At 71.8% G+C, this 22,798-nt stretch carries 18 protein-coding genes; 15 read left to right on the top strand and 3 right to left on the bottom strand.

Translation table 11 applies throughout. The features are described from left to right. Positions 1 to 2: 2 nt before the first annotated feature. Complete coding sequence (locus AB0J36_RS20270) at positions 3 to 1,037, bottom strand: expansin EXLX1 family cellulose-binding protein (RefSeq protein WP_357127625.1); 1,035 nt, start codon at positions 1,035 to 1,037, stop codon at positions 3 to 5. Between the two features lie 96 nt (positions 1,038 to 1,133). Further along, positions 1,134 to 1,952, bottom strand: a complete 819-nt coding sequence (locus AB0J36_RS20265; RefSeq protein ID WP_363660988.1) for an MOSC N-terminal beta barrel domain-containing protein — start codon at positions 1,950 to 1,952, stop codon at positions 1,134 to 1,136. Between the two features lie 215 nt (positions 1,953 to 2,167). Between AB0J36_RS20265 and AB0J36_RS20260 the strand changes: the two genes are divergently transcribed. The 9 genes from AB0J36_RS20260 to AB0J36_RS20220 all read left to right on the top strand — a co-directional run bounded on the left by AB0J36_RS20260 (position 2,168) and on the right by AB0J36_RS20220 (position 13,498). Beyond that, a complete protein-coding gene (locus AB0J36_RS20260; RefSeq protein ID WP_357173064.1) occupies positions 2,168 to 3,244 on the top strand; it encodes an LCP family protein in 1,077 nt (358 codons plus the stop codon). Between the two features lie 317 nt (positions 3,245 to 3,561). After that, positions 3,562 to 4,866 (top strand): sugar transferase, encoded by a 1,305-nt coding sequence (locus tag AB0J36_RS20255; RefSeq protein ID WP_357128029.1) that lies wholly within the window; start codon positions 3,562 to 3,564, stop codon positions 4,864 to 4,866. A gap of 138 nt (positions 4,867 to 5,004) precedes the next feature. Continuing rightward, complete coding sequence (locus AB0J36_RS20250) at positions 5,005 to 6,276, top strand: hypothetical protein (protein ID WP_357127634.1); 1,272 nt, start codon at positions 5,005 to 5,007, stop codon at positions 6,274 to 6,276. 1 nt (position 6,277) lies between these two features. Then, on the top strand, positions 6,278 to 7,129 hold the full coding sequence (locus AB0J36_RS20245; RefSeq protein WP_363660987.1) for a glycosyltransferase: 852 nt from the start codon (positions 6,278 to 6,280) through the stop codon (positions 7,127 to 7,129). Then, positions 7,126 to 8,220 carry a glycosyltransferase family 4 protein gene (locus AB0J36_RS20240; RefSeq protein ID WP_357173058.1) on the top strand — a complete coding sequence of 365 codons (1,095 nt, stop codon included), beginning with the start codon at positions 7,126 to 7,128 and terminating at the stop codon, positions 8,218 to 8,220. The genes AB0J36_RS20245 and AB0J36_RS20240 overlap by 4 nt, the downstream gene beginning before the upstream one ends. Then, a complete protein-coding gene (locus tag AB0J36_RS20235) occupies positions 8,217 to 9,686 on the top strand; it encodes a hypothetical protein (RefSeq protein WP_357127640.1) in 1,470 nt (489 codons plus the stop codon). Before AB0J36_RS20240 ends, AB0J36_RS20235 begins: the two co-directional genes overlap by 4 nt. Beyond that, entirely contained in the window at positions 9,674 to 10,585 is a 912-nt protein-coding gene (locus AB0J36_RS20230) for a glycosyltransferase family 2 protein (RefSeq protein ID WP_357127643.1), read from the top strand. The genes AB0J36_RS20235 and AB0J36_RS20230 overlap by 13 nt, the downstream gene beginning before the upstream one ends. Continuing rightward, positions 10,585 to 11,454, top strand: a complete 870-nt coding sequence (locus AB0J36_RS20225) for a glycosyltransferase family 2 protein (RefSeq protein ID WP_357127646.1) — start codon at positions 10,585 to 10,587, stop codon at positions 11,452 to 11,454. Before AB0J36_RS20230 ends, AB0J36_RS20225 begins: the two co-directional genes overlap by 1 nt. A gap of 10 nt (positions 11,455 to 11,464) precedes the next feature. Next, complete coding sequence (locus AB0J36_RS20220; RefSeq protein WP_363660986.1) at positions 11,465 to 13,498, top strand: hypothetical protein; 2,034 nt, start codon at positions 11,465 to 11,467, stop codon at positions 13,496 to 13,498. Between the two features lie 7 nt (positions 13,499 to 13,505). Here the strand turns inward: AB0J36_RS20220 and AB0J36_RS20215 are convergent, their stop codons facing one another. Continuing rightward, on the bottom strand, positions 13,506 to 14,804 hold the full coding sequence (locus AB0J36_RS20215; protein ID WP_357127652.1) for a hypothetical protein: 1,299 nt from the start codon (positions 14,802 to 14,804) through the stop codon (positions 13,506 to 13,508). A 126-nt stretch (positions 14,805 to 14,930) separates the two neighbouring features. On the opposite strand from AB0J36_RS20215, the gene AB0J36_RS20210 reads away from it, so the two are divergent. Genes AB0J36_RS20210 through hutH form a run of 6 tightly spaced genes read left to right on the top strand, consistent with a single transcriptional unit; the run spans position 14,931 to position 22,743 of the window. Beyond that, on the top strand, positions 14,931 to 15,773 hold the full coding sequence (locus tag AB0J36_RS20210; RefSeq protein ID WP_357393662.1) for a MurR/RpiR family transcriptional regulator: 843 nt from the start codon (positions 14,931 to 14,933) through the stop codon (positions 15,771 to 15,773). 14 nt (positions 15,774 to 15,787) lie between these two features. Beyond that, entirely contained in the window at positions 15,788 to 17,437 is a 1,650-nt protein-coding gene (gene hutU / locus AB0J36_RS20205; protein ID WP_357127658.1) for a urocanate hydratase, read from the top strand. An 11-nt stretch (positions 17,438 to 17,448) separates the two neighbouring features. Further along, complete coding sequence (locus AB0J36_RS20200) at positions 17,449 to 18,669, top strand: allantoate amidohydrolase (RefSeq protein WP_357173052.1); 1,221 nt, start codon at positions 17,449 to 17,451, stop codon at positions 18,667 to 18,669. Beyond that, the gene (locus tag AB0J36_RS20195) at positions 18,660 to 20,027 is read left to right on the top strand and encodes a formimidoylglutamate deiminase (RefSeq protein WP_363660985.1); all 1,368 of its coding nucleotides are present in this window, start codon (positions 18,660 to 18,662) and stop codon (positions 20,025 to 20,027) included. The genes AB0J36_RS20200 and AB0J36_RS20195 overlap by 10 nt, the downstream gene beginning before the upstream one ends. Continuing rightward, positions 20,024 to 21,208, top strand: coding sequence for an imidazolonepropionase (gene hutI, locus AB0J36_RS20190; protein ID WP_363660984.1), 1,185 nt, complete (start codon positions 20,024 to 20,026; stop codon positions 21,206 to 21,208). Before AB0J36_RS20195 ends, hutI begins: the two co-directional genes overlap by 4 nt. Continuing rightward, positions 21,205 to 22,743: a histidine ammonia-lyase gene (hutH, locus tag AB0J36_RS20185; RefSeq protein WP_357127669.1), complete on the top strand. Its 1,539-nt coding sequence runs from the start codon at positions 21,205 to 21,207 to the stop codon at positions 22,741 to 22,743. The genes hutI and hutH overlap by 4 nt, the downstream gene beginning before the upstream one ends. The last annotated feature ends 55 nt before the right edge of the window (positions 22,744 to 22,798 follow it).

Genomic DNA, 22,798 nt, shown 5'->3' with positions numbered 1-22,798 from the left:
GCTCAGCCGCACCAGCGGGCGGTCGCCCCGGCGGGTCGCGTGGAGGGCCCGTCGGCGGCCGGGGTGGCCGGCGCGTTCGCCACGGCGACCTTGTCGGCGCGGCGGGCCGGTGTCGGCGTGCCGTTGGGTCGGGCGACCGGCGGACGGGTCGTCGTGGGCGGACGGGTGGTCGCGGCGACGACGCCGCGCTCGTACATCCGCACCACGCTCGTCTGCACCTGGCCCGGCGTCATGCGGATGCCGGACACGGTGACCCGGTGTCCGTACACGTCGCTGACCCGCACGCTGTACGGGCCGGGGCCCGCGCCGGAGGCCAGCAGCCAGTAGTTGTAGTCCTGCCGGGCGGTTGCCCGCCACGGGCCGCTGGTGCCCTGGCGCACCTCGACGGCGCGCAGCGGGTTGCCGTGGTTGCCGATCCGGACGGCGAACCAGAACTGCGACGCGCCCTCCTTGATGCGGAAGGTCAGCGGGCCGGGCAGCGGCGGGTTGACGGCCGCGCGGTAGGTGACCTGGACGAGCCCCTGGACCGGGTCGGCGATCCGGGCGAACGCCTCCCGGGACAGGTCGAGGTGTCCGGGCTCGCACTCCGGGCACTGGTCCATGATCAGGACCCGGACGGCGCCCTTCGGGCCGGTGACGTCGAGGAAACCGCCGCAGGCGGCGCCCGCGGCGTACTCGGTGGGGCCGAGGGCGACGTAGAGCCGGTTGGCCGGCGCCGCCGGGTTCGAGCAGTTGCCGCCGGCGCCCTTGGAGTCGTAGAAGGTGGCCTTGCCGCTGTGGGTGGCGGTGCCGGTGGGTGGCGCGGCGGCGAGGGTCCGCCCGGCGGCGCAGGCCGGGGTGGAGCCGGACCGCAGGGTCAGGGTGAGTCCGAGGGCCGCCGCGAGCACGGTGACGCCGGTGGCGACCAGCCAGGGCATCGGGCCGGACGAGGACGCGGGCCGGTCGTCCGGAACGCGGTCCAGGTCGAGGTCGATGTCGACGTCCTTGACGGCGAGGGCGGGATCCTCGACGCCGCCGGGAGCGCTTCCGTCGGTCACGTCGCGATGCTGCCGGAACGGCGTACGGCCGGACAAGGCGGCTAAGCGAAAGCTAAGAGAGCATCGACGGACGGTGACGAGCCCGCCGCTGACCGGTCAGGGTTCGACGACGAGCGGGTCGCCGATCCGTATCGGTCCACTGTCGACGGGCACCACGTTCAGTCCGAACAGGAGCTTCTGGCGGACGTTGCGGTGGCGGCCGAGGGTGCGCAGGGGCTCCTTGGCGCGTACCCCGGTCTCCTGGTCGGTGGTGGTGACCACGCAGCGGTCGCACGGCCCGGCGGCGCGCAGCCGCACGTCGCCGACGCGCAGCGACCGGCCCGCCCACCCGTCCTCGGCCCAGGCCGGCGCTCCGTCGACGACCAGGTTGGGCCGGAATCGGGTCATCGGCACCGGCTCCTCCCCCGCGTCGGCGAGCCAGCCGTTGAGGGCGTCGAGGGAGCCGGTACTGGTCAGCAGCAGCGGGTAGGCGTCGGCGAAGCTGACCTGGTCGCCGGTGTCGTACTCGCGCCCGGCGGCGGGCAGGTGTCGCGTCGGATTGGCCAACCAGACCAGCCGGACGGGACGGCCGAGGAGCCCGCCGAGCCAGGCGTCAGCGGCTGGGCCGGCGTGCAGCGCGGGGACGGAGGTCGTCCGGCTGCGGAAGGTCCGCACCCGCACCGGCTCGCCGCCGGCCGGCTCGGGCACGTCGAGGTCGGGCCTGCCGTCGGCGCGCAGCACCAGGCCGCCGGGGCGCACGCTGGCCCGCAGGCCGACCAGGCGGGTCGTGTCCCGCTGGGTGACGCCGACGCCGTCGGCGTCCACCACCATCCAGCGTCGGTCGCCGGCCAGGCCCCACGGCTGCACGAACGCGCCGTCGTGGTCGAGCCGGTGACAACCCTTGACGGGGTACGTGTGGATCGAGGTCAGCCGCACCCGGTAACCATGACATGCCGATGCCGTCGCCGGGATGCCGGTGGTCGGAGGGGCTCTCGCAGGCGATGGCCCGTCGGAGCTTCGTTGCGTCCACGGCTGCTTCGCACCAGGTTGGGCCACTGCCTGTCGAGAAAAAACTTTCAGTCGCCAAACGGACCCGGATAGGCACCATTGGGGGTACATGGCTGGAACGTGAAATCAGTAGCATCGCGCCCATGCAGTATCGCCAGGAGTACGCGGAACCCGAGACTCAGCAGATCGCGGCGCAGTCACCCACCGAGCCGACTGAGCCGACGGAAGAGGCGCGTCCGAAGCGTCGCAGGTGGAAGAAGATCGCCCTGATCACGCTCGTGGTTCTGGCGCTTGTCGTCGGTGGCGGCGCGGTCGCCGGAGGCCTCTACTACCGATCGATCAACAACGGGATCGAACGGGTCGACGCGTTCGACGGTGTGCCCGAGGCCGAGCGTCCCCAGGTGGCCGAGAAGGCCAAGGGCGCCATGAACATCATGATCCTCGGCAGCGACTCGCGTGACCCGGAGAGCGACGACGGCTCCCGCACCGACACGATCATCCTGGCCCACCTTCCGAAGGACCGGTCCAGCGCGCAGCTCATCTCCATTCCTCGCGACACGTGGGTGAGCATCCCGAAGTCGGCGCAGGGGCGGGGCGGCCGCGACGCGAAGATCAACGCCTCGTTCGCCTGGGGTGGCGTTCCGCTGATGGTGCAGACGGTGGAGAAGTTCACAGGCGTACGGGTCGATCACGTGACGATGGTCGACTTCGGTGGCTTCAAGGAGATCGTGGACGCCCTCGGCGGCATCGACGTGGACGTGGAGAAGGGCTTCACGACGCTCTACGCGCTCAACGGCAGCCGTACGTTCAAGGCGGGCCGGCAGCGGATGGACGGCGCCGCGGCGCTCGACTACGCACGAGAACGCCACGCCTTCGCCGACGGCGACTTCGCCCGGATCCGGCACCAGCAGCAGGTCATCAAGGCGATCCTCGACAAGGCGGCATCCGGCGGGACGCTGGCCAACCCGGCCAAGCTCAACTCGTTCGTCAAGGCCACGGCGGACGCGGTGGCGGTGGACAAGTCGCTGAACCTGCTCGACCTGGCATCCGAGCTGCGTGATCTGCGCAGCGGCAACCTGACGTTCCTGACCTGTCCCACGAAGGGCACCGGCATGATCGGCAGCGAGAGCGTGGTGCTGGCCGACAAGGAGAAGGCCGCAAGGGTCTTCGGGGCGGTGCGCAGCGACAACGTGCCGGAGATCCTGTCCTCGGCACAGTAGGACATCGACGTTCATCTGCCGACCATGGTGGCGCGTCCCGACCGATCGTAGATTTCGGTCGCCGTTCTGGTCGTGGGAAGTGACTGGGGCGTTCACGGGGGAGGTCCACAGTGTCAGGCCAACCGGCGACAAGCCGTACGCCAACGCCGCCGGTCGCCGAGGGGCCGCTCGAGTTGCCGGGCGACGGCGCCCGGCTCTTCGGCGCCCCGCCAGTCCCGCACACCCGCGAGCCGGAGGCAACCGGGTCGAGCACCACCGCCGTGCTGCCCTACGCCCGGTCCCGGACGTCGTCGCGCATCCGATGGGCGCGCGCGTGGATGATGACGGCGCCGGTGGATGCCGTGGCGCTCGTCGCACCGCTGTTGCTGAGCCACACCTATTGGCGCGGGACGCTCGCCAACGCCGTCCTGACGGTGGCCTTCTTCGCCGCCGGCGGCCTCTACCGACCCCGGCGGCACGTGAGCATCCTCGACGAGCTGCCCGGCCTGTGCGGGCGGCTACTGGCCTCCGCGGCCGTGGTGGCGATCATCGCGGCGGAACGCCACTCCTCGGTGGCGTACGTGGGCGGCTTCATGCGGGGCGTCGCGCTGTCGGCGGGGCTCGTTATCCTCGGGCGCGCGACCAGCCGGGCGTTCATCGTCCTGTCGCGCAGCCGTCGTTGGATCGAGCACAACGCGATAATCGTCGGCGGCGGGCCGATCGGTGTCGAGCTCGCTCGGCTGCTGCGCCGCTACCCGCAGTACGGTCTGCGGTTCGTCGGCTGCGTCGACGCGCCGTCGCGTGCGGGCAGCGGGGTGCTTCCGTTGAGTGGCACGCTCTCGGACCTCGATCACCTCGTCCGGTTGTTGGAGTGCGAGGTGCTGGTCATCGCCGACCCGGACTGTCCGGAGTCCACGCTCATGGAGACGCTGTTGCGTCCCCGTAGTTCCCGTTGTGACCTCTGGGCGGTGCCGCGCCTGTGGGGATCGCGATCGCACAGCGGCTATCCGGACCACATCGGCGCGTTCCCGATCGTCAAGATCGCGGACATCTCCCTCACTGGTCCCCGCTGGGCGATCAAGCGCGCGTCGGACATACTGTTCGCCGCGGTCGCCCTGCTCCTGTTGAGCCCGCTGCTGCTGCTCTGCACCATCGCCACGTTCGTCGACGGCGGCCCGGGGATCTTCTTCCACCAGGAGCGGATCGGCCGGTACGGCAAGCCGTTCAAGGTCATCAAGTTTCGGTCCATGCGACCGGTGGACGAGCAGGAGTCGCAGACCAACTGGTCGATCGCCCACGACCAGCGGGTCGGGCCGATCGGTCGGTTCATGCGCCGAACCTCGCTCGACGAACTGCCGCAGCTGTGGAACATCCTGCGCGGCGACATGAGCGTGGTGGGTCCCCGGCCCGAGCGGCCGCACTTCGTCGAGAAGTTCTCCGCCGAGTACCCGACGTACGCGGCACGCCACCGCGTCCCCGTGGGCCTCACCGGACTCGCGCAGGTCAGTGGCCTGCGCGGAGACACGCCGATCTCTGACCGGGCGCGGTTCGACAACTACTACATCGAGAACTGGTCGCTCTGGTTGGACGTCAAGGTGGTGCTGCGGACGGTCGCGGAGGTGTTCCGTGGCGGCGGTAGGTGATCTGCCGAGCCTGACGCCGGAGGGTCTCCGGTCGACGCCGGTACGGCGGTTGCGGGTGCCGAACCGTTCGGGTAGACAATGCCAGCGGCGTGGACCTCGTCGTACCCGCCTGCGCGGCACACCGTTCTGGGGAGACGAGTGAAAAGCGTTTCGTCGTTTCACGCCGAGCGGTCGTCGCCGAACGACCCCGACCCGGAACGCTCCCCCAACGTACCCGCACCCGGCTTGCTCCGGCGGCTGTTCGCACCGGAGCGCCTCTACATCGCGGCACTGGGGCTCACGGGCCTGGCGGCGGTCGTGTCGGTGGCGCTACCCGCCGCCGAGCGCGGCGAACTCTCCGCCAACATGGTGAGCGCAACGTTGGGCGCGGCCGTCGGCGGGCTGTCGCTGGACACCTTCCTGCTGTCCCGTCCGGCCGGGTGGGTCCTCTCCCGTGGCCGCGTTTGGGTCCTCGCGATGCTCGTCATCTCGGTGCTTCTCTCCGCTGTCGCCGCCGCGCTGCTGACGGCTCTGGGCGGAATCGGCAGCTACCTGATCGGCGTGGGCTCCGCCGCGGCTCTGACCGTGTTCAACACGGTCTCGTCGATCGCGTTGCGACAGAAGGGCTTCCTTGTCGTCTACTCGATGCGGGCGGCAAGCGGGGCGGTCCTGGTCGGCGGTTACCTCGCGCTCTACGCCGCCGGGCGCCTCGACGGCGACCTGTGGAGCATGGTCTGGCTCGCGGTCCAGTGGGTCGGCGCGCTCGCCGTGTGCGTCCTGGTGCTGGGGATGGTCCGGCGCGTCGGCCCCGCGCCGGCACCGACGGCTGACGCTCTGGACTACCGCTCCGACCTGCGCGCGGTCGGCAACCTGCACACCGGAATCTTCGCGCAGATGATGACGCTGCGGTTCAACCAGATCCTGGTGGCCAGGTTCGTCGGTGCCGGTCCGCTCGGCGTGTACGCCCTGGCCGTCGCGGCGTTGGAGTTCGCACAGGCCGGTGCGGTGGTGCGCGCCCAGCGGATCCTCGCCGAGCGGGACGTCGACGCGACGACACACCGGGCCGGCCCCGTTGTCCGGGCGGCGGTCCCGGTGGCCTTGGCGGCCGTGGCCGCGCTGGCCGTGTTGGGTTTCCTGCGGCCGGAGTACCGGTACGCCTGGATCCTGGGGCTCTGCCTCCTGCCGGGGACGCTGGCCGCCGCGGCCGGCAAGACCTGGAGTTCCCTGCTGTTGAAGAAGCGTGGCGAGAAGGCGACGACGGTCGCGGCGGTCAGCACGCTGGCCGTCGCGATCACCGCCTACTTCGGGGTCATCCCCTGGGGTGGCGTGGTGGGAGCCGCGCTCGCCTCATCGCTCGCCTACGGCGTGCACGCCTTCATCTCTCGTGCGAGCCTGCGCCGGTCGCGGCCGCGAAGTCCTGGGACGGTTTGAGTTGGATGTCTCCATTGTGGTCCTCGCCTGGGAAGACTACGACCGCACACGTGCCTGCGTGCTGTCTCTGCCCCGCGAGGCGGAGATCGTCGTCGTCGACAACGGAAGCTCCGAGGGTATCCGACAGGCGCTGAGCGAGTTCTGCGCGCAAAAGGGCGTCCGCTACGTGCAATCCGGCAGCAACCTCGGCTACGCGAGAGGGATGAACCTGGGCGTCCGGCACACCACCAGGACGAACGTCATCCTGTCGAACAACGACATCATCGTGCACGAGGGCGCCGTCGAGCGCCTGCTGGAGGCGTTGGACGATCCAGCCGTGGGTGCGGCCTTCCCGGGTGTCGTCACCCCGTCGGGCGTCGCGCAGACGGAGGGCGGTCGCTTTCTGAGCGTGCCCGTCGGGCTCGCGCACGCCACCGGCCTGAGCTTCGTCCTGCCGAACCTGCGGATCATCGCGGAGCCCGCGAAGGCCGACTGGCTGACCGGGCCGTTCGTGGCTCTGCGGCGAAGCACCCTCGACGCGATCGGCGGCGTCGACGAGACGTCCTTCTTCTACGGCGAGGACATGCGCCTCTGCTGGGCGGTGCGGCAGCGGGGCCTGCGCCTGGCGTACCGGCCCGACGCGGTGATCATGCACGAGGACGACGCCACCGCCAAGCGGCGCTGGACCGAGGAGGAGATCTCCCAGCGACGGACGCGCGAGTTCATCCGGGCCACCCGGCAGATGGCCGGCCGGCGGGGTCGGGTCGCCAGCGCCGCCTTCATGGTGGGGGTGCTGCTGCGGGCGGCCGTCGGGCCGAATCCGGTGCGCCGAGCCATCGCCCGGGGCGCTGTCGAAGGACTACGTTCCCGATGAAGGTGCTGTTCGTCTGCACCACCGGCGGCTCCGGCCGGCGTCAGTTCGGCGGCGCCGAACGGATCCTGACGGAGATCATCCCCGCGCACGCGCGGACCGGAGTCGACGTCATCGCCGCCACCTCCGACGACGAGGTGGGCGCCTCCCTGCGGGAATCCGGAGTTCCGTGGGTCGACATCAGCGCGACCAGTCGGGTCGACCTGGGGTACGCCCGGGCGCTTCGGCGTCTCGTCGACGAGGTCAAGCCCGACGTGGTCTGTGCTCACCTGCTGTCCGCGGCGATGCACTGCCGGGCGGCGCTGGCCACCGAGCGCCGCGGTACGCCTCTGGTGGTCACCATGCACACCAGCCTGTGGCAGTTCCGCGACACGGCACCCTCGCTGAAGCGCAAGGCCAGCATCCAATCCAACATCACCCTCGACCTCGTCATGCGTCGTCTGCGTCCGCACGCGAGCGTGGCCGTCTCAGAGTTCGAGGCTGACGAGCTGCGCAACCGTGGCCAGGTCCAGGACGTCCACCTGATCCCCAACCCCCTCCCGGCGACCTGGCCGGCGTCTGCACCGCCACGGATGCCGGAGGGAACCCGTCCGCTCGTGGTGGGCTACCTGGGCCGGGTGGAGCCCGAGAAGGGCGTCGACCTGATACCCGACGTGGCGTCGCTCATGGCGGACGCCACCTTCCAGGTCGCCGGCAGCGGAGCGCTGGCGCTCGCTCCCCGACCGAACCTGGAACTCGTCGGCCGGGTCGATGCCGCCGACTTCCTTCGCCAGATCGACTGCCTCGTCGTACCGTCCCGGGTCGAAGCCTTCGGCCTGAGCGCTCTCGAGGCGATGTCCCTGGGCGTACCGGTGGTCCACTCGGGCGCGGGAGGTTTGGCCGAGGTCACCCGACACGCGGCCGGAACGCTGGCGTTCCAGAGCGATCTCACACCCTCGTCGATAGCCGCCGCGATCCGCCATGCCGTCGGAGCGACGACTGCGGAGCAGCGGAGCGCCGTCGCGGACTGGTACGCGAAGGAGTACGCCTTCGACAGGTGCGTCCAGCGGTGGCAGAGCCTGTACCGGTCACTCCTCACGAGGAACGCAAAATGATCATTCAGAAGTACCTGACCGTCGGGCTCTGGGCGGCCGCGGTCGCCGTCGTCGTACCGCTCTTTTTGGTCAACCCGGCAGCCGGGGTGGTGGCGGCGTTCGCCGCCGTCGCGGTCATCGCGGTGCGGTCGGCCATGTGGCTCGCGGTCTGTTCCGCCGCGTGGGCGCTCGTCTTCCTCGCGGTGATCACGGTCCCGGGGCCGTACGACTCCCCGGCGGGCCGCGCCGTCATCCCGGTGCTCGGGGTCTTCGTCGCCTGTTTCCTCGCCGCCTGGTACGCCGGTCGGCGGCTGGCCGAGCGGGGCCGGCCGGCCGCCGCCGTGGAGCCGCCGGCGGGGCCGCCACTGTGGTGGATCCAACCAGCGGGGCAGGACCGGCTCGCCAGCCCTTCGTTCGGCCGCGCGAACCGGTCGACCCGGCCGACACTGCAGTGGCCTGCCGACCGCCGCCTGACCGGCTTCCTGCTGGTCGTGCTGCTCATCGCGATCATCGGAGGCGCGCTGAAGTTCGGCGGTGAGGTGCCTCCACTCTTCGCCGAGAACCCGGACGTCGCCCGAGCCGAACTGGGCCTCCGGTCGAACATCGTGGTGGGTCTGCTCGCGGAGGCGTGGACGCTCGGTATGGCGATCTCACTGCTTCGGGCGCTCAACGGCAGGAGCGAGGCCCGCTGGCGCTACCTGCTCCTGGTCGTGGTCTTCACGTTCGGGGCGGCTCTGGGCGCCAGCAAGAACTCGGTCCTGGTCGGAATCGTGCCGGCACTTGTCGCCGCGCTCTCCACCCGGCGCGAGTCGGGCGGGATGAGTGCCCGTCAGCGGCAGGTCGCTGCTCTGGTGGTGGTCCTGGTCGGCCTCGGCGTGGTGGGCGGCGCGGTCTACCTCGGCGGGCAACGCACCCTGGCCGGCACCGGCACCTTCGAGGACCAGTTTCGGGCCCAGTACGGCGGCAACCCGATCTACACGAGCGTCGGATCTCTGGACCTGTCGCTGAGTTCTTCGGTGGAGACGTTCGGACGGCTCTGGGAACACCGGGAGGAGTACGACCCGGCATGGGGTCGTTACTCGCTGACCTTCACCGGCTCGGTGGGCGAGCGACTCCTCGGACCGGTCGACCTCTACAAGATCACCGGTGGGCTCAGTCAACCGTTCTACATGAACACCGCGACCTTCGTGGCGGTGCCGTTGATGGACTTCGGGCCGGTCGGCGCAGGACTCGTGCTGGCCCTAACCGGGCTCGTCGTCGGCTTCGCCGAGCGTCGGCTCAGCGACACCAACAGCCCGGCGCACCACATCGGACGCGCCTTCCTCATCTACTACGCCACCTTCGGCATCTACGAGTTCTACCCGGTCATCCAGCCGTTCTGGCTCTCTCTCGTGCCCGGCATCGTGGCGTTCTACCTGGTCAGCAACCCGTCCAGGCTGGCGATGCCGGCCTGGCCCAAGGTGGTGATGCCGACATGGAAACGCTGACCGTCGTCACGGTGCTCTACCGGTCCGCCGGCATGCTCGCCGACACGCTGCCGACCTGGGTACGCAGTGCCGACCGTCTCCCGGTGCGGTTCCTCTTCGCGGACAACTCGCCGGAGGACGGCTGCCGGAAGGTCATCGCCGACTGCCTGGACGACGACCGCTACGACTACCTGCCCGACGCCTCGAACCCAGGCTTCGCGACCGGTTGCAATCGGGCGGTGGCGCAGACGGCCACGAGCCACGTCCTCCTGCTGAATCCGGACGTCTGGCTGCCCGAGGACGCGCTGAAGCGGATCTGCGCCGCCATGGCCGAGACGCCCGCGCTGCCGATCGCGGTCGGTCTGGCGATGCACGGCGGCGAGTACGTCGGCATCGACCTGAACCCGATCTCGCTGTTCATCGATCGCCCGGCATCCGCGGTACGGGGGCCGTTGGGTCCGTCGGGTGGCGCGGCCGTCTTCCCGACCGAGCTGTTCCGTCGGTTCGGCGGCTTCCACGAGCAGCTGTTCGCCTGGGGTGAGGACGCCGACCTCGCCTTCCGTCTCTACGCGTCCGGCGTGCGCACACGTCGGTCGGAGCTGGTGCTGCCGCACGCCGGAGGCCACAGCGTCGAGGGCGACCACAAGCTCCAGGCGTTCCGCGCCTTCCTGCTCGCCCGCAACCGGCTCATCGTCGCGGCGCGCACCTTCACCTGGCCGTTGATGATCGTCGCGACACCCGTGCTGGCCCTGGCGCACCTCGCGCTGGCCGTACGCCGGGCACGACAGGGCCTGCTGCGGCCCTTCCTGCGGGGAATGGGCGAGGGCCTGCGTGGAGGGCTGCGCGCCCGACGCCAGTGGCAGGGCGACCGGTTCGGTTTCGCCGCCCTGTTCAGCTACTTGACAGTTCGGAGAGCGTGATGACAGGACGTCGCTGGAGTGTCGTGACGGTCACCTACAACTCGGCGGAGACGCTGCGCGCGTGCTGGCGCGGCGATGCCCGGCCGTACGAGTGGATCGTCGTCGACAACTGCTCCTCCGACGATTCGGCCGGCGTAGCCCAGGAGATGGGCGCCCAGGTCATCCGCCTGCCGGAGAACGTCGGCTTCTCCCGCGCCAACAACATCGGTCTGCGCCAAGCGGCGGGCGAGTACGTCCTGTTCGCCAACCCTGACCTCGAGATCACTTCGACCGAGGGCTTCGAGGTGCTGCGGCGGCACCTCGACGCGCACGGCGGCCTGGCCGCGCCGCAACTGCTCTCCTCGGACGGCGTCGTTCAGCCCAACGGCCGTGGCTTTCCCTACGCCACCGCCAAGCTGGGCAACCGGAAACTGTGGCCGTTGTCCCGGCTGCACGCCTCGTACCGGATGACGGCCGAACCGGGCACGGCGGTCTGGGTGGCCTGGGTCATGGGTGCCGCGGTCGCCGCACGGACCACCGACTTCATCGACCTGGGCGGCTGGAACGAGAGGTTCTTCCTCTACTACGAGGACCATGAGCTCGGTCTGCGCGCCTGGCGCAACGGGCTCCCTGTGGCGCTGCTCGGCGACGTGCGGTGGACACACCACTGGGGCCGGGCGACGAACTCGTTCCGCTGGTCCCGGGCGCACACCCTGGAACTGCGCAGCGCCCGGACGTTCTTCGGCATGTTCCCGGAGTTCCTGACGGGACTGCCGCCGGCACCACGCCGGCATCGGCAGGCGGCGCGGCTGGTCGGTTCGCCGGTGCCGGTCGTGAACGACAGCGCGGCCCAGCCGGTGAACGCGCCGGGCCAGCGGGCGACGACCTGAAGGGGGCGCGTTGGCAGTGACCACCGCCGACGCTCGGGACACCTGGGCGGTCCCGTCCGGCAGCCGCGACCGGGTCGCGCGGCTCGGCCGGAGCTTCGTCCGCGGCATCTGGTTCTTTCCGGCCCTGCTCACCGTCCTGTTGACGTTGCTGACCGTCCTGCAAATCAGCGGGTCGTCGATGGGCGTCTACCAGTCGATGCTGTACGGCTCGCAACCGGACGCGAACCTGCTGCTCAACGCACCGCAGCCGATCCGATCGGACGAGTGGGCCGTCAACACCCAGCTGACCATCGCCCAGGACGCCGCCGGCTACCCCCGGATAAACCCGAACATGGGTCAGGGCGCGGACGTCTCCCTGGTCGTGGACGTGCCGTACCGGGACTGGTCGGCGGCTTTCAAGCCGCACAACCTCGCGTTCCTGGTTCTTCCGCTCGACTACGCCTTCGCGTTCAAGTGGTGGCTGATGGCGGTGCTGCTCATCCTGAGCGCCTACTTCTTCGTCCTGGTGCTGATGCCGGGCCAGCACTGGCTAGCCGCCGGTCTCTCGTCGACACTCTTCTTCAGCCCGTTCGTGCACTGGTGGTACCAGTACATCACCCTCGGGCCGCTGTACTACGCACTGTTCATCGCGACGGTCTTCGTCCTTCTGCTGCGGTCGACCCGCCTGCTCGCCACCGTCGCCTGGGCGGCGTTACTGGCGTACCTGCTCACGTGTTTCGCGCTGGTCCTCTATCCGCCCTTCCAGATTCCCTGTGCCCTGGCGCTTGCCGCGTTCTGCGTGGGCCATCTCATCGAGCGGTACACCGTGCCACGAAGTCCCATGCTGCGGCCGCTGGCCTTCGTGGCGGCAGCGCTCCTCGTCGCCGGCCTCCTGGTCGGGCTCTTCGTCGGCACCCGGCTGGACGCCATCAACGCGGTGCTGCACACCGCCTACCCGGGTCAACGGCTCACCCGAAGCGGCGGCTTCGACCTGGCCCACCTGCTCTCCGGACACACCAGCTTCGGCCTGGAGTCGGGCAGATCAGCGGCGCAATACAGCATTCCGGACAAGGGGCTGACCAACCAGAGCGAGAACTCCAACTTCCTGCTCATGCTCCCGTACCTGTGCGTGCCGTGCCTCTATCTGCTGTACCAGTCGTACCGCGCCAGACGCGTCGTCGACTGGCCGCTGCTGCTCGTCAACCTCGCATTCCTCGGAGCACTCGTCCGGCTGTTCGTACCCCATCTCGACTTCTTCGGCAGGCTGCTGTATCTGGACCGGGTGCCGCACACGCGATTGCTCATCGGCATCGGCCTGCTCAACTTCATCGGGCTGGTGCTGTTCGTCCGGCGGCTCCGCGACCAGCGGTCGACTCTGCCGGGGCGCACCGTCATCATCGGTTACACACTCGCGCTCCTGCTCGTCCAGGCGTTACTCAGCCTGCACGTGGCGCAGACATCCCCCGGCTTCCTGGGCCTCGGCGGCTTCGTCCTGTCCCTCGTCCCCGTGCCGTTGGTCGTCCATCTGGCACTGCGCCGCCGCTTCGTCTGGGCGACATCGGTTCTCCTGGCGTTCTCGGTGGCCATGACGGCCTTCATCCATCCGCTCTACCGGGGCACCGCCACGTTGACCCAGACGCCGCTGTCCCGATCCATTCGGGCCATCGCCGCCGAGGATCCGGATGCCGTGTGGGCGGCGGAGGTGGGCATCGTCCAAAACTTCCCCACCATGAACGGCGCCCGGTCACTGTCCGGTGTCTACGCGTACCCGCAGCTGACGTTGTGGCGGACCGCCGACCAGCAGGGCCAGCAGGAGTACATCGTCAACCGCTACGCGCACGTCTGGTTCACCTTCGACCGGAACCCCGCCGTCATGTCGACGACCACCTTCACCCTCACGGCGCCGGACCACTTCCGGGTCAACACCGAGCCGTGCGGCCCCTTCCTCCGCCAGCATCGCGTCAAGTACCTCGTGACGGGCACCGAGATCAACGAGTCGTGCCTGAAGCTGCGGGCCACGGTCCGCTATCCGGAGGCCACGTTCCTCATCTACGAGTTCTGGTGAACGGCGGTCAGCTGTTCCGATGCCACAGATCGCGCAACGCGTCCCAGTTGCCGGCGATCCCGGCCTCACACGGGGTCTCGAAGTACACCGCGCCCAGCCGGTCGTCCCGGTCCCACCAGATGCCGCACATGACCGGCCCGTTCCCGGGGTCGCCGGCGTACTCGACGTAGCTGCCGGTTGCTCCGCTGGAGCCACCCGTGGTCCGCGCGCCCTGCCTGATCCCCGGTGAGAGGGTGCCGGCGAGGAAGGCAAGCTGCTCACGGTAGGCGCGTGCGGCGTCCTTCGTCGTCGTGGACTCGAAAAGTGCGAAGTGGACGAACACGTTGCCGTACCGACAGAAGACATGCCGCTTCTCGTCCTTCGGCAGCTTCGGACCGCCGGCCTCCCGGTCTGAGGCGCAGTCGCCCATCCGGGCGAGCCAGGGCTCGGCGAGCGGCACCAGATCGGGGTCGAACTTCGCCTTGTTGAGGGCGTACTGGGTCTTCTCGAACAGCGGGACCGGAGGGCTGGCCGCAGGCTGCGTCTCGGGCTTCGTGTCACCACCGAGGGCACCGCCACCGAGGAGCCCGGCGCCGGCGGCCACCACCGCGGTCAGGACGAGGGCACCGACCCACAGGCCGGTCCGACTCCGCGGCGGGCGCGCCACCGGCGCGATCCGCCGGCCGCCCGAGGACGAGAGCGGATCGAACGACGGGATCGGTGCGGCGTTGGAGGCGTACGCCGGGGACTGCGGCGCGGCCTTTGCCGGCGTCGGCGCGGGGGAGGCCGGCGCTGCCGACACCGGTTGCGGGGACGCGGACACCGGCTGCCCGGAGACCGGGTTGGCGTGCACCGCCCACGGCAGCTGCGGCGGGTACGCCAGGAGTTCCGGAGCGCCGGAGACCGGGCTCGGCGGTCCGCTGGCCTGCTGCGGCACACCGGACACCGGCGGCGCGGAGACGGGCGGGGAGGAGGCAGGCGGGGCCGACGTGGGCGGGGCGGAGACCGGCAGGTCGGGCACGGGCTGGTAGTCCATGCCGAGGCTCTGGAAGAGCCGCTGCGGCGCGTGCCCCTCCTCGGCCCGGTAGGCCACCCACGGGTGGGCGGCGGACAGGTCGGCGTCCGCGTAGCGGTGACCGCCGACGGCCTGCGCCAGCGCGTTGGCCGCGTTGCCGAAGGCCACCCGCCAGCGCTCGTCGGACGCGGCCACGCCGTCCAGCACCGCCACGGTGGCGAACTGACCCTGCCCGTCCACTGCGGCCCAGGCCTTACCAACCTGGCACGCGCCCAGCATGTGCGTGTACCTGTAGGGGCTCTCCGGCTGCATGCCACTCCTTAGCTCAACCGCCGTGGATCCTACAGAGGTGTCGCCATCTCAGCGTGCCGCCCGCCGGCGGAGCGGCAGGGTGCGGCGCCCTTGCCTACTGAAAGTTTTCATGCATAGAGTCACGGTGTGAATGAAGGAGCGACGGCCGAGCAGGTCCTCGACCTGTTCGACGGGGTACGGCTCACCCCCACCCAGCGCCGGATCGCGCACTGTCTCGTGCAGCACGCGCCGACCGTCGCGTACCTCTCCGCCGCGGAGGTCGCCGAGCTGGCCGGGGTCAGCCAGCCCTCGGTCACCCGATTCGCCGTCGCGCTCGGCCACGACGGCTATCCGGCGCTGCGCCGCCGCCTGCGCGACCTCACCGCCCGCACAACCGGCGGCCCGGCGGACACCGCCAACGAGCTCCAGCAGGCGGTACGCGCCGAGATGGGCAACCTGGACCGGCTGGCCGGACAGCTCGCCGACACCGGCCGGATCGCCGAGACCGGGCGGCTGCTCGCGTCCAGCCGGCCGCTGCCGGTGCTGGGCCTGCGGGCCGCCGCGCCGCTGGCCGCGTACTTCGCCTACTTCGCCGCGAAGGTCCACCCGGACGTGCGGGTGCTCAACGACGGCGGCAGCCTGCTCACCGACCGTCTGGAGCAGGCCGCCGAGTCCGGGGCGTCCGCCGTGCTCGCCTTCGTGCTGCCCCGCTACCCCCGGGAGACCCTGGACGCCCTGCGCGACGCGCGTGCCGCCGGGCTGACCGTAGTGGCGATCACCGACTCGCCGGTCAGCCCGGCCACCGAACACGCCGACGTGGTGCTGCCGGCCGCCGTCGGCGCCCAACTCGTCTTCGACCTGCACACCGCCCCGATGACCCTGGCGATGGTCCTGTTGCAGGCGATCTGCGACGCCGCGCCGGCCGACACCCAGCGCCGCCTGGAGGCGTTCGAAGCCTCCGCGGCCCGCCGACAGTTGTTCCTCGGATGAGGAGGAGACCGGAGATGACCCAGCCCATCCGTGCCGCACGGGGCAGCCAGCTCACCGCCCGTGGCTGGCAGCAGGAGGCCGCCCTGCGGATGCTGATGAACAACCTCGACCCGGAGGTGGCCGAACGCCCCGACGACCTGGTGGTCTACGGCGGGACCGGGAAGGCGGCGCGGGACTGGCCGTCGTACCACGCGTTGGTGCGTACGCTGACCGACCTACGCGCGGACGAGACGATGCTGGTGCAGTCCGGGCGACCGGTCGGTGTGATGCGTACGCACGAGTGGGCGCCCCGGGTGCTGCTGGCGAACTCCAACCTGGTCGGCGACTGGGCGACCTGGCCCGAGTTCCGTCGCCTGGAACAGCTCGGCCTGACCATGTACGGGCAGATGACCGCCGGCTCGTGGATCTACATCGGCACGCAGGGCATCCTCCAGGGCACCTACGAGACGTTCGCCGCCGTCGCCGCCAAGAGGTTCGGCGGCACCCTGGCCGGGACGCTGACGCTCACCGCCGGGTGCGGCGGGATGGGTGGCGCGCAGCCCCTCGCGGTCACCATGAACGACGGCGTCTGCCTGATCGTCGACGTCGACCGCACCCGTCTGGACCGCCGGGTGCACGACCGCTACCTGGACGAGGTGGCCGACTCCCTGGACGACGCGGTCGCGCGGGTCCGCGCGGCGAAGCGGGACCGGCGCGCGTTGAGCGTCGGAGTCGTCGGCAACGCCGCCGAGGTCTTCCCGGAGCTGCTGGGCCGAGGCGTCGAGATCGACATCGTGACCGACCAGACCAGCGCCCACGACCCGCTGGCGTACCTGCCGGTGGGCGTCGAGCTGGCCGAAGCCCGGGACTACGCCGCGGCGAAGCCCGCCGAGTTCACCGATCGGGCCCGCGCGTCGATGGCACGGCACGTCGAGGCGATGGTCGGGTTCCTCGACGCCGGGGCCGAGGTCTTCGACTACGGCAACTCGATCCGGGGCGAGGCGCAGCTCGGCGGCTACCAGCGGGCGTTCGACTTCCCGGGCTTCGTGCCCGCGTACATCCGCCCGCTGTTCTGCGAGGGCCGGGGACCGTTCCGGTGGGCGGCGCTCTCCGGCGACCCGGCCGACATCGCCGCCACCGACCGGGCCATCCTGGACCTGTTCCCGGAGAACGAGTCCCTGGCCCGCTGGATCAAGCTGGCCGGTGAGCGGGTCGCGTTCCAGGGCCTGCCGGCCCGGATCTGCTGGCTCGGCCAGGGCGAGCGCGACCGGGCGGGCGTGCGGTTCAACGACATGGTCGCCTCCGGTGAGCTCTCCGCGCCGGTGGTGATCGGCCGGGACCATCTGGACACCGGCAGCGTCGCGAGCCCGTACCGGGAGACCGAGGGGATGGCCGACGGCTCCGACGCGATCGCGGACTGGCCGCTGCTGAACGCGCTGGTCAACACCGCCAGCGGGGCGTCCTGGGTGTCCATCCACCACGGCGGCGGGGTGGGCATCGGCCGGTCGATCCACGCCGGGCAGGTCTGCGTGGCCGACGGCACCGCCCTGGCCGGCCAGAAGATCGAGCGGGTGCTCACCAACGACCCGGCGATGGGCGTCATCCGGCACGTCGACGCCGGCTACGACAGCGCCCGCGAGGTCGCCGACCGCACCGGCGTCCGCGTCCCGATGACCGAGCAGTAAGGAAGGGCACCTTGTTATCGGATTTTGTTGAAGAAGGGGCCCTTCCTTTCAGGTTCCGGGCGCTGTGGGACGAGATCGCGCCGGTTGGGCGGGACGCCGGCAGCGGCGGCTACCTGCGGTACGCGCTGACCGAGCCGGAACACCAACTGCGGGCCTGGTTCCGGGCACAGGCCGACCGTCGCGGCCTGCCGGTCACCGAGGACGGCAACGGCAACCTGTTCGCCCACTGGGGTGACCCGGAGGGCGCGGACGCCGTGCTGACCGGTAGCCACTTCGACTCGGTGCCGCACGGCGGGGCGTACGACGGCCCGCTCGGCATCGTCAGCGCGTTCCTCGCCGTGGACGAGCTGCGCGCCGCCGGTGTCACCCCGGTCCGGCCGCTGGTGGTGGCCGCGTTCGTGGAGGAGGAGGGCGCGCGCTTCGGCGTACCCTGCCTGGGGTCGCGGCTGCTCACCGGCGTGCTGGCGGCCGACCGCGCGGCCGGCCTGCGCGACGCGGCCGGGGTGAGCTTCGCCGACGCGCTCGGCGGGCGGCCGGCGGGCGCCCGACCGGAGCTGCTCGGCCGGTTCGGCGCGTTCGTGGAGCTGCACGTCGAGCAGGGCCGCGCGCTCGCGGACGCGGACGCGCCGGTGGGGGTGGCGAGCGCGATCTGGCCGCACGGCCGCTGGCGTTTCGACGTGGTCGGCGAGGGCAACCACGCGGGTACGACGCGGATGGCCGACCGCCGCGACCCGATGCTCACCTACGCGTTCGGGGTGTTGGCCGCGAACAAGGAGGCCCGGCTGCGTGGGGCGCACGCCACCGTGGGTCGGGTCGCCGTGGAACCCAACGCCACCAACGCGATCCCGTCGAGGGTGACCGGCTGGCTGGACGCGCGCGCCGCCGACCCGGAGACCCTGACCGGGCTGGTCGACGCGGTTCGGGCCAAGCTCGCCGAGCGGTCCCGCCGCGACGGCACGGAGGTGCTGGTCACCGAGGAGTCGGTGACCCCGCTGGTCGCCTTCGACGGCGACCTGGCCGCCCGGCTGGCGACGCTGCTCGACGCGCCGGTGCTGCCCACGGGCGCGGGACACGACGCCGGGGTGCTCGCTGCGTACCTGCCCACGGCGATGCTGTTCGTGCGCAATCCGACCGGGGTGTCGCACTCCCCCGCCGAGTCCGCGAGCGACGACGACTGCGCGGCCGGGGTGCGCGCGCTGGCCCGCGTGCTTGAGGAGCTGACATGCCGCTGACCGCCACCCGCTGGCTCGCCGAGTACGCCTGGCTGCCCGCGCACGCCGAGCCCACGCCCGACGTGCTGATCGAGGTCGAGGACGGTCGGATCAGCGCGGTGACGCCGCTGACCCCCGGGAGCCGGCCGCCGTCCGGGGTCGACGTGTACGCCGACGCCGTGCCGCTGCCCGGCCTGACGCTGCCGGGCCTCGCGAACGCGCACTCGCACGCCTTCCACCGGGCCCTGCGGGGGCGCACCCACGGCGGGCGGGGTGACTTCTTCTCCTGGCGGGAGCGCATGTACGCGGTCGCGGACCGGCTCGACCCGGACACCTACCTGGCGCTGGCCCGGGCGGTGTACGCCGAGATGGCGCTTGCCGGGATCACCTGCGTGGGCGAGTTCCACTACCTGCACCACCGGCCCGACGGCGGCGCGTACGACGACCCGAACGCGATGGGCGCGGCACTGGTCGAGGCGGCCGCGCACGCCGGGGTCCGACTCACCCTGCTGGACACCTGCTACCTCGCCTCCACTGTGGATGGTCGGCCGCTCGCCGGACCGCAGCGGCGCTTCGGCGACGGAGACGCGGCCGGCTGGGCGCGGCGGGCGGGCGCGTTTCAGCCGACGGACTCGCACGCGCGGGTCGGCGCGGCCGTGCACTCGGTGCGGGCGGTCCCCGCCGACCAGCTCCGCACGGTCGCCGACTGGGCCCGCGACCGGCAGGCTCCGCTGCACGTGCACCTCTCCGAGCAGCCCGCCGAGAACGACGAGTGCCGGGCCGTGCACGGGCGTACGCCCACCGCCCTGCTCGCGGACCACGGCGTGCTCGGGCCGGACACCACCGCCGTCCACGCCACCCATCCGACCAGCGCCGACCTGACCCTGCTCGCCGACAGCCGGACCGGCGTGTGCCTCTGCCCCACCACCGAGCGGGATCTCGCCGACGGCATCGGACCGGCCCGCCGGATGGCCGACGCCGGTATCCGGCTGAGCCTGGGCAGCGACAGTCACGCCGTGGTCGACATGTTCGAGGAGGCCCGCGCCGTGGAGCTGGACGAACGGCTGCGCACCCGCCGCCGCGGCCACTTCACCCCGGTCGACCTGTTCGCCACCGCCACCGCCGCCGGGCACGCCGCGCTGGGCTGGGCCGACGCCGGGCGGATCGCCGTCGGCGCCCGCGCCGACCTGGTGACGGTACGACTCGACACCGCCCGTACCGCCGGCGTACCGCCGGTGGGGGTGTTCTTCGCGGCCGGCGCGGCGGACGTCGACCAGGTGGTGGTGGACGGCCGGGTGGTGGTGGCCGACGGCCGGCACCTGAGCGTGGACGTGCCGGCCGAGCTGTCGGCGTCGATCGAGGCGGTGACTCCCTCATGAGCAGTCTGCTTGTCGACAACATCGGGGAGCTGGTCACCAACGGCGTCGGCGCGGACCCGCTCGGCATCCGCCGCAGGGCGGCCGTGCTCGTCGAGGAGGATCGGGTGGTCTGGGTCGGGCCGTCCGCGTACGCGCCGGCCGCCGACCACCGGATCGACGTCGGCGGTGCCGCCGTACTGCCCGGCTTCGTGGACAGCCACGCCCACCTGGTCTTCGCCGGGGACCGGGCCGCCGAGTTCGCCGCGCGGATGGCCGGCGAGCCGTACACCGGCGGCGGCATCCGGACCACCGTGGGCGCGACCCGGGCCGCCACCGACGGGGAGCTGCGGGCCACCGTGCGCCGGCTGCGCGGGGAGGCGCTGCGCCAGGGCACCACGACCATGGAGATCAAGAGTGGGTACGGGCTGAACGTCGCCGACGAGGCCCGCTCGCTGCGGATCGCCGCCGAGACCAGCTCCGAGACCACCTTCCTGGGCGCGCACGTGGTGCCCGCCGAGTACGCCGACCGGCCGGACGACTACGTCGGGCTGGTCTGCGGGCCGATGCTGGCCGCCGCCGCGCCGCACGCGAAGTGGATCGACGTGTTCTGCGAGCGGGGCGCCTTCGACGTGGACCACGCCCGCGCCATCCTCGCCTGCGGCCAGGCCGCCGGGCTGGGCGTACGACTGCACGCCAACCAGCTCGGCCCCGGGCCGGGCGTGCAGCTCGGGGTGGAGTTGGGAGCGGCCAGCGTCGACCACTGCACCCACCTGAGCGACGCCGACGTCGACGCGCTGGCCGGCACGGCCCACACCGACGGGTTCGGGACCACCACCGTCGCCACCCTGCTGCCGGGCGCCGAGTTCTCCACCCGCTCGCCGTACCCGGACGCCCGCCGGCTGCTCGACGCCGGTGTGACCGTGGCCCTGGCGACGGACTGCAACCCCGGTTCGTCGTACACCTCGTCGATGCCCTTCTGTATCGCCCTCGCGGTCCGCGAGATGCGGATGACCCCGGCGGAGGCGGTCTGGGCCGCCACCGCCGGTGGCGCGCGGGCGCTGCGCCGCGACGACCTCGGCGTGCTCACCCCCGGCGCGCGGGCCGACCTCGTCGTCCTGGACGCGCCGTCCTACCTGCATCTGGCCTACCGGCCCGGTGTCCCCCTGATCCGCCAGGTAATTCGCAACGGAGTTCCGCAATGACGCACGTGACCATCCAACCCACCGGGATCACCGCCGACGACGTGCTCGCGGTGGCCCGCGGCACCGCCACGGTGGTCCTCGCTCCGGCCGCCCGGGACGCGATGGCGACCAGCCGCGCGATCGTGGACGGGATCGAGGCCGCCGGACGACCGGTGTACGGCGTTTCGACCGGGTTCGGGGCCCTGGCGAACACCTTCGTCGCGCCGGAGCGGCGGGCCGAGCTGCAACACGCGCTGATCCGTTCGCACGCCGCCGGGGTGGGCGCACCGATGCCCCGCGAGGTGGTCCGCGCCATGATGCTGCTGCGCGTACGCTCGCTCGCCCTGGGCCGCTCCGGGGTCCGGCCGCTGGTCGCCGAGGCCCTCGTCGACCTGCTCAACCACGACATCACCCCGTGGGTGCCGGAGCACGGCTCGCTGGGCGCGTCCGGCGACCTGGCGCCGCTGGCGCACTGCGCGCTGGTGCTGCTCGGTGAGGGCTGGGTGCTGGGCCCGGCCGGCGAGCGGCAGGACGCGGCCGACGTGCTGGCCGCCAACGGGCTCAAGCCGATCGAGCTGGCCGCCAAGGAGGGGCTGGCGCTGATCAACGGCACCGACGGCATGCTCGGCATGCTGCTGCTGGCCATCCACGACGCGGCGCACCTCTTCGCGATGGCGGACGTGACCGCGGCGCTGGCCATCGAGGCGATGCTCGGCTCGGAGCGGCCGTTCCTGCCCGAGCTGCACGCCATCCGGCCGCACCCCGGTCAGGCGGCGTCGGCGGCGAACATCCACCGGCTGTTGCAGGATTCGCGGGTCATGGACTCGCACCGCGACGACCTGGCGCACGCCGTGCAGGACGCGTACTCGATGCGGTGCGCGCCGCAGGTGGCCGGCGCGGCCCGCGACACCCTGGACTTCGTCCGCACGGTCGCGGGCCGGGAGCTGGTGTCCGTGGTGGACAACCCGGTGGTGCTGCCGGACGGTCGGGTCGAGTCGACCGGGAACTTCCACGGCGCACCGCTCGGCTTCGCCGCCGACTTCCTCGCCATCGCCGCCGCCGAGGTGGGTGCGATCGCCGAGCGGCGGGTGGACCGGCTGCTCGACGTGACCCGCTCCCGGGAGCTGCCGGCGTTCCTCTCGCCCGACGCCGGGGTCAACTCCGGGCTGATGATCGCCCAGTACACGGCGGCCGGGATCGTCGCGGAGAACCGGCGGCTGGCCGCGCCCGCGTCGGTGGACTCGCTGCCCACCAGCGGCATGCAGGAGGACCACGTCTCGATGGGCTGGGCGGGGGCCAAGAAGCTGCGCACCGTGCTGGACAACCTCACCAGCCTGCTCGCGGTGGAGCTGCTGGCCGGAGTACGTGGCCTGCAACTGCGCGAACCGCTGGTGCCGTCGCCGGCCGGTCGGGCCGCCGTCGCCGCGCTCGGTGCGGCGGCCGGCGACCCCGGCCCGGACGTGTTCCTCGCCCCGGTGATGGAGGCGGCCCGTGCGGTCGTCGCCGGCCCCGAGCTGCGCGCCGCCATCGAGCGGGAGGTCGGCCCGCTGGGCTGACCTCCACGGGTCGCTGTCGTCCGCCGCGGGTCAGGCGGCGGGCGGCAGGACCTCG

The organism is Micromonospora sp. NPDC049662 (assembly GCF_040675055.1).
In the GTDB taxonomy this organism is placed as follows: Bacteria; Actinomycetota; Actinomycetes; order Mycobacteriales; family Micromonosporaceae; genus Micromonospora.
This window is presented reverse-complemented; position numbering and strand designations above follow the sequence as displayed.

Bases quoted from the DNA above. Each gene is read 5' to 3' on its own strand.
- AB0J36_RS20260 (WP_357173064.1), top strand. From the start codon at position 2,168: ATGCAGTATCGCCAGGAGTACGCGGAACCCGAGACTCAGCAGATCGCG.
- AB0J36_RS20255 (WP_357128029.1), top strand. From the start codon at position 3,562: ATGATGACGGCGCCGGTGGATGCCGTGGCGCTCGTCGCACCGCTGTTG.
- AB0J36_RS20240 (WP_357173058.1), top strand. From the start codon at position 7,126: ATGAAGGTGCTGTTCGTCTGCACCACCGGCGGCTCCGGCCGGCGTCAG.
- AB0J36_RS20235 (WP_357127640.1), top strand. From the start codon at position 8,217: ATGATCATTCAGAAGTACCTGACCGTCGGGCTCTGGGCGGCCGCGGTC.
- AB0J36_RS20230 (WP_357127643.1), top strand. From the start codon at position 9,674: ATGGAAACGCTGACCGTCGTCACGGTGCTCTACCGGTCCGCCGGCATG.
- AB0J36_RS20225 (WP_357127646.1), top strand. From the start codon at position 10,585: ATGACAGGACGTCGCTGGAGTGTCGTGACGGTCACCTACAACTCGGCG.
- AB0J36_RS20215 (WP_357127652.1), bottom strand. From the start codon at position 14,804: ATGCAGCCGGAGAGCCCCTACAGGTACACGCACATGCTGGGCGCGTGC.
- hutU (WP_357127658.1), top strand. From the start codon at position 15,788: ATGACCCAGCCCATCCGTGCCGCACGGGGCAGCCAGCTCACCGCCCGT.
- AB0J36_RS20195 (WP_363660985.1), top strand. From the start codon at position 18,660: ATGCCGCTGACCGCCACCCGCTGGCTCGCCGAGTACGCCTGGCTGCCC.
- hutI (WP_363660984.1), top strand. From the start codon at position 20,024: ATGAGCAGTCTGCTTGTCGACAACATCGGGGAGCTGGTCACCAACGGC.
- hutH (WP_357127669.1), top strand. From the start codon at position 21,205: ATGACGCACGTGACCATCCAACCCACCGGGATCACCGCCGACGACGTG.